Raw genomic sequence first — 12819 nt, 5'->3', positions numbered from 1 at the left:
AGACGGTGCTGAGTTCAATCGCGGCGATGGACGTCATGCGTGACGATGCCGAGCTCGGGAGGCGGCACGTCCAAGCGGCGCGGCTCGGCCAGCGTGCGGCGAATGTCCTCCAGCCCGCTCTGCCAGTGAGCGCGCATCGCGCTCAGCCCGAACTCGTAGTCCTTTGACTGCCCCTCGTAGGTCTTGGACTGGTAAATCAGGTGGATGATGTTGTGAGAGCTATGACGGGCCATATCCGCGATGGCCCGAATTTCCGGATCCTGCTTTGCGCTTTCCGGCAGTTTTTCGATGGTTCGTTGCAAGGCCCGACGCATCTTCTGCATCCGCAGCGCCTGATCTGTGATGGCGCGCGTCCGGCTCGAATATTGAATGTCCTTCTGCCGGCTCGACACCTCCATCATGTCGTGGGGAACGCGGCCCCTCGCGGACCAGAGGTCGACCTGAAAGGTCAGGGTCTCGCCCGGCTCGCCGGACAGCACGCGAGAAAGAGGCGTATTCCAGGCCACGCCACCATCCCAGTAGTGCTCGCCTTCGATTTCGACGGCGGGAAATGCTGGCGGCAGGGCGCCGGAAGCCATGAAATGCTTCGGCGTCAGCCGGCGTTCGGCGGTGTCAAAATAAGTGAGGTTGCCGGTGCGGACGTTGACCGCGCCGACGCTGACGCGCACCTCACCCGAGTTCAATCGGTCGAAGTCGACGAGCCGCTCCAGCGTCTGGCTCAGCGGTGACGTATCGTAAAGGCTCGTTGCTGCATCACCCGAGAAGGGCGACCAGAACGGCGAAGGGAAGCGCGGCTTGAAGAAGCCGGGCTGACCGTGGAACAAGGCCCGCATCGCGGCAAACGTGTTTTGCAGCGAGCGCAGGTCGAACGCGAACGGCAACGCATCGCCAAGCCCTTCGCCAGCGGGCCATCCCACCGGGCAGGCGCAGATGGTTTCCCAGAACTCACGCAGCCGCCCGACCCGTTCGGCTTCCGGCGAGCCCGCGATGATGGCGGCATTGAGCGCGCCGATCGAAATGCCGGCCAGCCAGTTCGGCCGAATGCCTGCTTCATGCAGGCCCTCATAGACGCCGGCCTGATAGGCTCCCAAGGCTCCGCCACCCTGCAGCACCAAGGCGACCACATCATATGGCCGCGGTCTCGATTGCTGCGGCTCCGACGTGATTTGCTCGCGCATCACCTTCAGCATTTTGCAAACTCCTTATGTTGCGGCCGATCCGATCAGCCAGCGTTCGCTTCGCTCAAGATTTCGGAATCGAGCCGTCGTGCAGCCCGACTTGGGGACAGATAGTCGTGGACCACGGTGCCCAGGCCGAGCGTCAGGTCGGCGACAAGGTGCTTGGCTGACAGCACTTGAAGAACCGGCAGCTCGGCGACGGGGGCCAGGGCGTGCGAATACAAGTCGAGCGCAGCCGGCCCCGTCCATGCGCCCTTCACGGTGATGTCTTCGAGGTGAAAGCGAACGAGCTCGCAGACGCGCGTCGTGCCGTCGACATGCGGGATGATCTTGAGCAGAAAATTCGGTGCGGCGAGCTTCCTGGCTTCGACTGCGGCGTCGAGCGCCCGGTGCTTGTAGCCCATGGTGCCGGTCGCGATGCGGACCGAGCCATAGTTCAGGGTGCCGACCAGCGTGTCGATCTCGACCGCGAGCTTCGGCTGCGCCAGCTTCTTGGGAAAACCCCACAGCTCCCGCCCGCCGGCGATGGGCGGATGGTCATTGAGAAACATCTGATGGGTGAAGCTGCCAGCCTGACCCTGAAAAGACACCGGAATGACCTGACCGCTTTCGGTGTAATCGCCGAAGCCGGTCGAGTCAGGCATGCGGATGAACTCATAATTTACCACCGGTTCGGCGACCGCGAGTGGTTCTGGCACGATCCGGCGCAGTAGCTCGGGATCCGTCCGGTACTGGATGATGAAGTACTCGCGATTGACGAAGCGGTATGGGCCGGGCGGAAATGCCGGGTTCATCAGTGGCATTGCGAACGCTGTGGCGCGCACGGTGTCGTGTTTCATCGTGGTGAGCTCCAGATTGATCTGCTTGGGTGGGGCGCGCGTTTTTGAGGCGCGCGGCCCAAGTCGCGTGAGGTAGCTAAACCTCGGTGACGTGCTCCGGATCGGCCGAGGCCAGCGCGGCGGCGCGTTCAGGCCGCGGCGGATAGATCCACACGGTGTTGATCTCGTGCTTGGTCTTCTTGGCCTTATCGCCAACTATCTCCACTTTGCGCTCCCAGCCGCGCGTGAAGACCGCGCCGGCCTCTCCAAGGTCGAGACAGGTGACGTAGGCCTTCTGGTGATATGGCTTGGTCGGCACGCCCAGGAGCTCGGCGGCGGCGTTGTTGCCGGCAAAGGCGCCCATCCGCGTGGCATGCTGGCACGACATCAGCGCGTAGTTGCCGGCATCGTCGCATGCGGCGCGAGCGGCATCGCCGGTGGCGAAGACGCCGGCTACCCCCGGCACGCGCAAGTCGCGGTCGACAAGCAGCCGGCCGGATTTGTCGCGCTCGCCGGGTATCTGCGCGGTAAGCGGGGCGGCACGAATGCCCGCCGCCCAGATCACGGTCTCGGCCTCGATGCGTTCGCCATCGGAGAGCGTGACGCCGGATTTGTCGAGCGATGCGACGCCGGCACCGACCCGCGCCTCGACACCGAGCTTCTTCAGCGCGTCCTCGACGACGGGGCGGGAATCTGCGCCCATATCGGGAGCGATCGCGGGATTCCTTTCGACGATGATGACGCGCGGCTTTGCATCTTTGCCGAGGATCGCACGAAGCCGCGCCGGCATCTCCGTGGCCGCCTCGATGCCTGTGAACCCGCCGCCGGCCACGACGACCGTGTCGCGCCCGTTTATTGCCGGCCGGTCGGCCAAGCCATGCAGATGCCGGTCGAGGGCAATCGCATCATCGAGCTGGTCGACGCTGAAGCCGTGCTCGGCGAGGCCCGGAATATTCGGGCGGAACAGCCGGCTTCCGGTCGCCACGACCAACCGATCATAGGGGAGCTGCTTGCGCCGGCCATCGGCAGTGCGGAATCCGACCGCGCGAGCCTTGGTGTCGACCGTCTCGGCGCTGCCTTGAACGTAGACAACGTCGATGGCCTTCAGGACATCGGTGAGAGGCGCCGTCAGGGTCTCCGGCTTCGGCTCATAGAGGCGCGGGCGAATCACCAGCGTAGGCTCGGGTGCGACCAGCGCGATCTCGAGCTCCTCGGGTGATGCGCCATGGATGTCGCGCAGGCGGGCGGCGGAAAGTGCGGCATACATGCCGGCGAAGCCGGCGCCGATGATGACAAGTCGCATGTGATTTACTCCTGTGGTTGATTTTCTCGGGCGTGCGCGCGCCACCGCCGCCGCTTCCGCGGCGAACTTCTTGCGATCGACGATGGCGTGAAGGGGTGAAACGAGATTGTAAGTTCTTAGGGCGAGGAGCAGCTCGTCATTGACGATGCTCGCAGCGGCCAGCCGTGGCGAAGGAAAATCGACTGGGTGGCGTTCGGGCTCCAGTCGGCGTAGGGGAGCTGGGCGCCGTCCTTGGTCATGGTAGACATCGCCGTTGGCAAGGACTGCAGCGGAATTTCCACCTCTTCGCCGGTCGCCGAGGTGAAGCGCACGGCCAGTGAAAGTCCGTATACGAGTGCGGTCGCGATCACTCTACTTCGCGGTCTGATCGCGATTTGGCTGACGAAGGTTTTCCGGATCATCGTTGGTCTCCGCCGGTTGTAGGCGTGGGCACCCTGATCATCTAGCGGATCGGATCTGCAATTGCGCCAGAGCGATTGCTCTACCTGCAGAGTGATTGCTGTTAGCGCGTGCGTCGTCGCCAATCGCTCGGTGTCTCGCCGGTCAATCGCCTGAACGCGGCAGTGAAGGCCGTTTGCGAGGCGTAGCCGAGTTCTGCGGCCACCGTTGCGATCGACGCGTCTGTATCGCGCAACATGTTCATGGCCTGCTCGAGCCGGTGCTGGCGCAGCCAGGCATGCGGCGAAAGGCCGGTGCTTTCCTTGAAGGCGCGGCAGAAGTGGAAGCGGGACAGACCGGCGTCCGAAGCCAGAGCCGCAAGAGAGACGTCAGTATCGCTGTCCGAACGCAAACGTTCGATCGCGCGTCGCAGAGCGTGGGGAGCCAGCCCGCCCATGATCGGCTCGAAGGCGGTTGGCACACCGGTGTGCTCAGCCAGGATGCGCGTGGCCACGAGATCTGTCAGTCGCTGCCTGAACAGGGCGTCCAGGACCGCATTGCCCTCCAGCACATCGGCTGCACTCATCAGCAATCCGGATGTGACGGGGTCGGGATGCCCGGTGCGCTCCAGAAGATCGCTGGGAGCGGGCGCCTCGGCTTCGCGGGCAACGCGTTCGAGCGTTGTCTGCGGAAGATACAGCTGGATGACGTCGACTAGGCCGGGAATATCCCATCTGGCGCTTGAACCCGCCGGAATGATCGTCACAACTCCGGAACGCGCCGTTCCAATCGCAACCGATTTCCCGGCGCGCCGCTCCAGGCGCTGAACGCCTGTGGGGTAGGCCATGATGACGTGGTCGGTCATGGGCTCGACCACATCGTGAAGAGGCCCATGCTTCCAATGCGAGATGCCGCCATTGGAAGGGTCCGAAGCCATTTGGAGCGGTGCGGTCTTGAGGATGCGCGCCATTTCCACATCGGCAGCGCGCCGCTCGGAGACCGGCGAGTCGCTATGGCGCGCACTGGGTGCGGCAAGCAGAGCCTCCAAGGGATCGTGCAAGATCGGTTTATTCATGGAGCTGTCCTCGCATTCGGAAAGCGCTTCGCTCCCCGCAGAGCGATTGTTGTTAACGCATGCGTCGTCGCCAATCGCTCGGCGTTTCGCCGCTCAGTCGCCTGAACGCCGCGGCGAAGGCCGTCTGCGAGGCATAGCCAAGCTCTGCTGCCACCATGGCGATCGATGTGTCGGTATCGCGGAGCAGGTTCATGGCCTGCTCGAGCCGGTGCTGGCGCAGCCAGGCATGAGGAGAAAGGCCGGTGCTTTCCTTGAAGGCGCGACAGAAGTGGAAGCGCGACAGACCGGCATCGGAGGCGAGGGAATCGAGGGAGACGTCCGCATCACTGTCCGAGCGCAAGCGTTCGATTGCACGGGCCAGGACCTTCGGCGAAAGCCCACCGATGGTCGGCTGGAATGTGGTTGGCGAGCCGGTGTGCGCAGCCAGGAGGCGCATGGCCAAGAGGTCTATCAACTGATGCCTAAACAAACTATCCAGGGCGCCATTGCCCTCCAGCGCGCTGACCGTGCTCAAGAGCAATCTGGAAGTAATGGGATCCGGATGCGCCGTTCGCTCCAGGAGATCGGTCAGTGTGCCGGTAACGGCCTCGTCGGCGACGCGCTTTAGCGTTGCGTGAGGAAGATAGAGCTGTACGACGTCTACAGGTTTCGGAATGTCCCAGCGGGAGCTTGATCCTTCCGGAATGATGATCACGACCCCGCGACGAAACGTACCGGTCGCAACCGACCTTCCTGACCGCCGCTCCATGTGCTGCGTCGAGCCGTTGTAAGCCATGATGACGTGGTGGCTCATGGGCTCGACGACGTCGTGCAATGGCTCATGTTTCCAGTGGGCAATCCCCGCGCCGGAGGCGTCCAAAGCCATGCGAAATGGTGTGGTGTGGAGGACGCGCGCCATCTCTGCGTCGGCGGCACGTCGCCTGGATGCCGGCGATTGGTCCTGGCTCGTGTGAGCGGACGCCGGAGGATTCTCATACGCAGCATCGTGCGAGATCGGTTCACTCATGGGAGGTGCTCGCTTCAGGGGGCCTTGCACTCGCGTCGCCAGGCGTGACTTGCGGGCCAGAAGCCATCGCTTCTTTTGTGCCGGTATTGCGCCGCTAGGCGCCGCGAGTTCTCGCCGGAGGTTCTAGGCACGCAGGACTACGGGGTCTTTCCTGAAGCTGCTCGGCTTTTCCCAATTCTGCTCTCAAAGCACTTGCGTGCGAGATCTTGTGATCGGCTGCCCTGGGCAGTTGCTCACGACCGCCGGCAGGCCTAAAGTCGCAGCCCGGCGCGTTTTGCCTTGAAATTACTTCCGAAAATGGCTTTTTCTCGGTGCATTGCGCGTTTCCACCGGCCTGCCGCCGCATCAATGCCCGCTTCGCCAGCGCGTGAAGGCGGCCAAGCAGTTGATGAGCGTGCGCGACCTGCCGCTGTCCGAGAATGCGATATCGGTCGGGTTCGCCAACCAAAGCCACCTGACGAAAGCGTTCTCGGCGCAGGTCAGCGTGAGCCCGGCGACATGGCGCCGCGAGGTGCTTGGCGTCAGGGACAACGAGACGTGATCGTCTGATCAGCGGCGCTGCACCAGTGAAATGGCGTACGCGGCGCGGCGCGCCGCAAAGATCTCATCCGGCGGATAACCAATGCCTTCGGCGAGAGTCGCCGGATTGAAAACCGATGAATCGCACACCGCGTTCGCTTCGAGACCAGTGATCACGATTGTTCCGAGCCTCACTGCTTCACGGCCGTCCTCGTCCGGCCATCGCATCGTGACATCCAGCGTTGGGTCATCGGGACGTCCGAGCAGTGCCATCAGGCTGAACCGGACATCGCCCGTAGCGATCCTTCTTTCGAGATCGTCGTAAAGGACGTTGGCGGACTGCGTCCGGACCTCAGCCTCGGCCAGCGCAAGCTCGCTACCGACCGGGACTACCTTGAATTTGATGAATTGCGTCTCGCCCTTCGAATTCGTTGCGGGAAAGGCGTGGACGGCCCAGTAGGTCGTGCCGGCGAAACTCGGGGGCTGCGGATGGGCTGTGATGTAGTCCGCCTGATGCAGCGTTTCAGGATAGGCGGCGGAGAACGCCTCGAGTTCCTCCAGGTCCTGCCTTCCGTCCGGTCCCGGAATGCGCGCCTTGAGGAACGCCAGCATCTGGCGGAGCGTCCTCGCGTAATGAACGGGAGCGCTCTGCGTGAGGACGTCCGATCGATGGTTGGTGTCGCCGAGCCTGAAGCTGAAGCCGCGCAGCGCGAGGTCGCCGGCATCCAATATGCTGGGATTGCCGGCGTTTTCGGAGAAGCGCGCAAGCACGCGCGATGGTCTCGTAAAGCTCCGGGACCTCGTAATCTCGTCGGCCCGATCCGACGGGATGTAGGTGCCCCGGACGCATCGGCCATTGGCGAAGCTCGCGCGTACCTTCGGCGAAGCACCAGCGGTCGTTTTCATGGCATGGATGATTGACGCGAGCGTGGCGGCTGTGACCCGGATCATGGCGATATGTCCAGCGTCTTGCTAAAGCGGCCACGCGCGGCAGCCACTCGGGCTTTGAATGACAACCCGTTGGACCGGCTTCGGCCTCCACCCCCTGCAGAAGATCGGAGCGCCGTCCCCGGTCATGATTGAAACCAGGGGATTGTGCGTGTGAGCCGGTAGCGCCGGAATCTTCGTTGCTTCATCGGCTAATGAAGTGAGGCGAACCGTCGCCGAGAGGGCGCACATGAAGGTGGTTCTGAGGACCCTCGGCCGCGATGCAAGTGTCGCGGATTGGTTGACGAAGCTCTTCCAGGCCATCATTGTCTCTCCGTCCGTTGCTGGCGTCGAAACAGTGATGGTAGTGAGCGCGCCCAGCGCTGCCCCATAGCAATTGATCCCATTGCAGAGGGATTGCTGCCAGGTGAGCGACATCGCGAATGGCGCGGCCCCGCGCGCACGGCGGCAGGCCTTCTTTCTGCCGGCCTATGCCCGGAGAAGCGCGAACGCCGCAACTATCTACCATGCGGACAAGAAGTGGAAGACACAAGGAGAAGCGGGCGCGGGTAGGTTCGAGATCGATATCCTGCGTCGCAAGGAATGGCCAGGGCCACTCTGTGCCTCCCGCATCGATGCTCTAGGCCCGCGGTCTATCGCTGGTTCAGCTCCAGCAAGGCCTCGAACGTACCAGTCATCGTGGACAATCGACCCGGAGCAGGCGGCAATATCGGCTCCGATGCGGAGGCGCGTTCCGCGCGGGACAGCTACACACTGCCGCTGGCTACCGTGGCGACGCACGGCATCAATGCGAGCCTCTACAAGAATCTGCCGAATGACCCGGTGAAGGACCTTGCTCCAGTCAGCTTGGTCGCATCGTCGCCGAGCGTGCTCGAGGTGAACCGCTTGCTGCCGATCAATTCAGTCTCCGAGCTGATCGCATACGCGAAACAGAACTTGGCAAATGTCGAAGGGCTGCAATGCTACACGGTGGCAGCCTGGTAAGATGGCGCCTTCCGTGACGGCCGTGCGGTCAGCACCGACGAGATTTCAAGTCACAGCCAGAAGTGATCGTCGATCAGTGACGGAACCTATTCAGTTGCTCTTAGGCGGCGAGGGAAGCGCCGTAAACGGCGGGATCCGGCGCACTATCGAGACGGACATTCCGAGTTAAACTGCTCTCCGACAAAAAACAGGGTCTCCGAAATAGTGGATGTAGCGATAGCGGCCCCGGCTACCAAGGTTCGTCGGCTCTGCGCTGTCATCTGATGCGCCCGGTTCGCGGAATTTTGGTGTCGATTTGATACGGGACGACTCCTCTTTCGATTGTGCCCACGTCAAGTGGATGTCCGATCGGCGGTAGCGCTCGGTGACGACAATCCTTGCGTTCGCATGCTCGGCATCCCGGGCCGATAGGATCGGTCGAATCGAGATCGTCCAAGTCCAGGCCTTTCGAGTAGACCGTCTCGCTTGCATAGGCAATTTCGCATCCCAGTCCGACCGCAACCGCGCGCGGGCGGCTGAGATAGGAGCCTGCCGAGTGGCTCACGGTTCGAGCCACGGAGAGATACCTCGTCCCATCCGGCGTGGCAGCCAACTGGACCAGGATGCGGCCAGGATGCGAAAACGATTGGTGCACGTTCCACAGGGGGCAGGGACCTCCGAAGCGGGCGAACTGGAAACGGGTGGCGCTGCTGCGCTTCAGCACATTTCCGGCGATGTCGATCTTCAAAAAGTAGAACGGAATTCCCGGTGAGCTTCGCCGTTGAAGCGTGCTCAAGCGATGGCATACCTGTTCGAAGCTCGTGACGAAGCGTCGCTGAAGGCGTTCGATGTCGTAGCGAACGTCGCGCGCGGTGGCGAGGAATGTTTCGTAAGGCATGACCAGAGCGCCGGCAAAGTAGTTGGCGAGAGCAACGCGTGCCAGCGATGCAGCCTCCTCATTGCTCAGTCGTGCCTGCTTGATTTGCCGCTCGATGCTGTCCCGCTGCTCAAGGAGGCCGATGACGTGAGCGACCCAGAAGATCCGACTTTCGACGGGGGCATCTTCAGACAGAAAGAGCGTCTTGGCGTTGTTATCAAGCCGCCAGATCATCCCCTTACCAAGATCCTCTCGAGCTTGCCCCGTTCGGATCCCATACGTGTCGCGCAAGTACTTGATGAAGTCCTCGCTGCGGTTCTCGGGGTGAAAATTTCGTGCTTCGGCGAGTCTCTCGGCGGCGCGGTCAAGCGCATCGAAATAGTTCCGCTTTGATTGCACCCAGTCCCGGACCTCATCGTAGGGAAAGCGACTGGCGGCTCCTACGTCGTTCTGCGCGACGCGCGTTTGTAGGGAGCGATGCTCTTCTTCGAGCGCAAGATAGCCGCGGTAGAGATGGAGAAAACGCTGCGCGATGTCGGGTGCGACCCGGACCGCCGCGCTCGCCTCGTCGGCCGAAATGGCTGATCCGAACAGCGGGTCGCTGGCGCTTTCGCGAAGTTCGCTTGCGAGCCGCAAGTCGTCATCGGCTGCGAAATAGTTCGGTTCAATGCCGAGCAGCCGGCTGAGCCGCATTAGCAGCCTGCGCGTGATTGGCCGCTGATCCCCCTCCATTTGGCTCAGATAGCCTGCCGAAATGCCAAGACCGCCGGCGAGTTCCGCCTGCGTCGTCCCGCGTTGTTCGCGCAGCCGCCGCAGCCGGTCGCCGGCAAAGATCTTGTGATGCTTCGTCACTTTGCAAACTTTACAAAAAGCAGCGCGAAGTCAGCAACAATGAGCACTTCTCTAGTCCTCCTGCGACGAATAATTTGCTAACTTTGCATACATCCGACTGAGTTGCAAAGGCTGCTGATGCCTTCAACCCCGGTGGGGATTGCATCTCGGGAGCAGGTGACCTCTGGGGGATTCAGCCGTCGGTACTGTTGGCTTGTGAGGCTTTGGTGGATCATCGCAGAGGCCGCGGTTCGTTTCCAGGATCAATGGCGGCGCTGAGAAGACGAGTAATTATGAGCGTGATTGACCGAGCCTACGAAGATAGCGCTGCCCCCACGGGAGCAGTTCATTACCAGTGGACCCGCTCCGAAGCCGAGGCGATCTACAATCTTCCCTTTTCCGATCTCGTTTTCCGTGCCCAGAGCACTCATCGAAGCAACTTCGATCCGAACACTATAGAGTTCGCGAGCTTGCTCAGCATCAAGACCGGCGGTTGTCCTGAGGATTGCGGATACTGTTCGCAAAGCGCGCGTTACGATACGGGCGTCGGTGCAACTCGTTTATTGGATCAGGCCGACGTAATTGCTGCCGCGCAGCGTGCCAAGGACGCCGGTGCGACCCGATTCTGCATGGCTGCCGCCTGGCGTAGCCCAAAAGACCGCGAGCTTGATCGCGTTTGCGATATGGTGACCAAGGTGAAGGGGCTAGGTCTCGAAACTTGTGTCACGCTCGGAATGCTGACGGCCGAACAGGCCGAACGGCTCGCGACTGCGGGCCTCGACTTCTACAATCATAACGTCGACACCTCGCCCGAGTTCTACGACAAGATCATCACCACCCGTACTCTGCAGGATCGCCTAGACACGCTGGAGCGCGTCCGCCACGCCGGCATCAGCGTCTGTGCAGGGGGAATCATCGGAATGGGCGAGGGAATCGAAGATCGGCTCGGCATGCTCGTATTACTTGCAAATCTGCCCTTCCGTCCCGAAAGCGTACCCATCAACCTCTGGAACGAGGTCAAGGGTGTTCCAGTTGCGGAAACCGCAGCGCGTCCCGATCCGATCGAGGTGGTGCGGTTGGTTGCGGTCGCCCGCATTTTGATGCCGCGCGCGGTGGTTCGGCTGTCGGCCGGACGCCAGTATATGACCGATGAGCTGCAGGCGCTTTGCTTCCTGGCTGGTGCGAATTCGATCTTCATCGGCGACGTACTGCTCACAACGAAGAATCCGCAACGCGATCGGGATGCAAGTCTTCTGGAGCGGCTTGGCATGAACTCCAGGCTGGATTGACGATTGCGTCGCATCATCGGCAAAATGGACTGTTGCCCTACATCCATTCTGTAAAGAGCGCTTTTCTTGGTTCGCACCAAGTCGGACCTGACCGTGAGGACGTACGCTGCCGTGACTACATTGACTGAACTCGAAGATAGACGTGCCGGCGCCAGGCTCGGCGGCGGGGAAAAGCGCATCGAGGCGCAGCACGCCCGCGGCAAGCTGACGGCGCGCGAGCGTATCGAACTGCTGCTCGACAAGGGATCGTTCGAGGAGTTCGACATGTTCGTCGAGCACCGCTCCACCGAGTTTGGCATGGAGAAGACCAAGGTGCCCGGTGACGGCGTCGTCACCGGCTGGGGCACCGTCAACGGCCGCAAGACCTTCGTGTTCGCCAAGGACTTCACCGTGTTCGGCGGCTCGCTGTCCGAGACCCACGCGCTGAAGATCACGAAACTGCAGGACATGGCGATGAAGGCGAGGGCGCCCATCATCGGCCTCTATGACGCGGGTGGCGCCCGCATCCAGGAGGGCGTCGCGGCGCTCGCGGGTTATTCCTACGTCTTCCGCCGCAACGTGCTCGCCTCGGGCGTGATCCCGCAGATCTCCGTCATCATGGGCCCCTGTGCCGGCGGCGACGTCTATTCGCCGGCGATGACCGATTTCATCTTCATGGTGAAGAACACCAGCTACATGTTCGTCACCGGACCCGACGTGGTGAAGACCGTCACCAACGAGGTCGTCACCGCGGAGGAACTCGGCGGCGCTTCCGTGCACGCGACGCGCTCCTCGATCGCGGACGGTGCGTTCGAGAACGACGTCGAGACGCTGCTGCAGATGCGCCGGCTGATCGACTTCCTGCCGTCGAACAACACCGACGGCGTGCCGGAATGGCCGAGCTTCGACGACATCGGCCGCGTCGACATGTCGCTCGACACGCTGATCCCCGACAATCCGAACAAGCCTTACGACATGAAGGAGCTGATCCTGAAGGTCGTGGACGAGGGCGACTTCTTCGAGATCGCGGAAGCTTTCGCCAAGAACATCGTCACCGGCTTCGGCCGCATCGCCGGCCGGACCGTCGGCTTCGTCGCCAATCAGCCGATGGTGCTGGCGGGCGTGCTCGACTCCGACGCCTCGCGCAAGGCCGCGCGCTTCGTTCGTTTTTGCGACGCCTTCAACATCCCGATCGTCACCTTCGTCGACGTGCCGGGCTTCCTGCCGGGCACCGCGCAGGAATATGGTGGTCTGATCAAGCACGGCGCCAAGCTCCTGTTCGCGTATTCGCAGTGCACCGTGCCGCTGGTGACGATCATCACCCGCAAGGCCTATGGCGGTGCCTTCGACGTCATGGCGTCCAAGGAGATCGGTGCCGACATGAACTACGCCTGGCCGACCGCCCAGATCGCGGTGATGGGCGCCAAGGGCGCGGTCGAGATCATCTTCCGCGGCGACATCGGCGACCCCGACAAGATCGCCGCGCGCACCAAGGAATACGAAGACCGCTTCCTGTCTCCCTTCATCGCCGCCGAACGCGGCTACATCGACGACGTCATCATGCCGCACTCGACCCGCCGCCGCATCGCCCGTGCGCTGGCGATGCTGAAGGACAAGAAGACGGAAATGCCGGCGAAGAAGCACGACAATTTGCC

At 62.3% G+C, this 12819-nt stretch carries 11 protein-coding genes and 1 pseudogene; 4 read left to right on the top strand and 8 right to left on the bottom strand.

All coding sequences use genetic code 11. The features are described 5' to 3' along the window. Window positions 1-14: 14 nt before the first annotated feature. The 6 genes from AXW67_RS38760 to AXW67_RS38735 form a co-directional block, all read right to left on the bottom strand. Window positions 15-1190: a patatin-like phospholipase family protein gene (locus tag AXW67_RS38760; protein ID WP_063682128.1), complete on the bottom strand. Its 1176-nt coding sequence runs from the start codon at window positions 1188-1190 to the stop codon at window positions 15-17. Window positions 1191-1222: 32 nt separating this feature from the next. Continuing rightward, window positions 1223-2017, bottom strand: a complete 795-nt coding sequence (locus AXW67_RS38755) for an acetoacetate decarboxylase (RefSeq protein ID WP_027555528.1) — start codon at window positions 2015-2017, stop codon at window positions 1223-1225. A 76-nt stretch (window positions 2018-2093) separates the two neighbouring features. Further along, window positions 2094-3299, bottom strand: a complete 1206-nt coding sequence (locus tag AXW67_RS38750; protein WP_063682127.1) for an NAD(P)/FAD-dependent oxidoreductase — start codon at window positions 3297-3299, stop codon at window positions 2094-2096. A gap of 116 nt (window positions 3300-3415) precedes the next feature. Further along, the gene (locus tag AXW67_RS38745) at window positions 3416-3700 is read right to left on the bottom strand and encodes a hypothetical protein (RefSeq protein ID WP_063682126.1); all 285 of its coding nucleotides are present in this window, start codon (window positions 3698-3700) and stop codon (window positions 3416-3418) included. Window positions 3701-3801: 101 nt separating this feature from the next. Next, a complete protein-coding gene (locus tag AXW67_RS38740) occupies window positions 3802-4752 on the bottom strand; it encodes a helix-turn-helix domain-containing protein (RefSeq protein WP_063682125.1) in 951 nt (316 codons plus the stop codon). A gap of 52 nt (window positions 4753-4804) precedes the next feature. Then, complete coding sequence (locus AXW67_RS38735) at window positions 4805-5758, bottom strand: helix-turn-helix domain-containing protein (protein ID WP_063682124.1); 954 nt, start codon at window positions 5756-5758, stop codon at window positions 4805-4807. Window positions 5759-6062: 304 nt separating this feature from the next. Between AXW67_RS38735 and AXW67_RS42535 the strand changes: the two are divergent. Next, window positions 6063-6299: pseudogene (locus AXW67_RS42535) on the top strand (helix-turn-helix domain-containing protein); the annotation flags it as partial. Between the two features lie 8 nt (window positions 6300-6307). Here AXW67_RS42535 and AXW67_RS38725 read toward each other — a convergent pair. Then, a complete protein-coding gene (locus tag AXW67_RS38725; RefSeq protein WP_347336778.1) occupies window positions 6308-7183 on the bottom strand; it encodes a catalase in 876 nt (291 codons plus the stop codon). Window positions 7184-7807: 624 nt separating this feature from the next. Between AXW67_RS38725 and AXW67_RS38720 the strand changes: the two genes are divergently transcribed. After that, complete coding sequence (locus AXW67_RS38720; RefSeq protein ID WP_145928159.1) at window positions 7808-8209, top strand: tripartite tricarboxylate transporter substrate-binding protein; 402 nt, start codon at window positions 7808-7810, stop codon at window positions 8207-8209. 256 nt (window positions 8210-8465) lie between these two features. On the opposite strand, the gene AXW67_RS38715 is transcribed toward AXW67_RS38720, so the two are convergent. Next, complete coding sequence (locus tag AXW67_RS38715) at window positions 8466-9917, bottom strand: helix-turn-helix domain-containing protein (protein WP_063682120.1); 1452 nt, start codon at window positions 9915-9917, stop codon at window positions 8466-8468. 272 nt (window positions 9918-10189) lie between these two features. On the opposite strand from AXW67_RS38715, the gene bioB reads away from it, so the two are divergent. Continuing rightward, complete coding sequence (bioB, locus tag AXW67_RS38710) at window positions 10190-11185, top strand: biotin synthase BioB (protein WP_082908205.1); 996 nt, start codon at window positions 10190-10192, stop codon at window positions 11183-11185. Between the two features lie 111 nt (window positions 11186-11296). Next, on the top strand, window positions 11297-12819 hold a 1523-nt coding region (locus tag AXW67_RS38705; RefSeq protein ID WP_063682157.1), incomplete at its 3' end, for an acyl-CoA carboxylase subunit beta.

Origin of the sequence: Bradyrhizobium neotropicale, from assembly GCF_001641695.1 — a bacterium.
GTDB lineage: Bacteria > Pseudomonadota > Alphaproteobacteria > Rhizobiales > Xanthobacteraceae > Bradyrhizobium > Bradyrhizobium neotropicale.
This window is presented reverse-complemented; position numbering and strand designations above follow the sequence as displayed.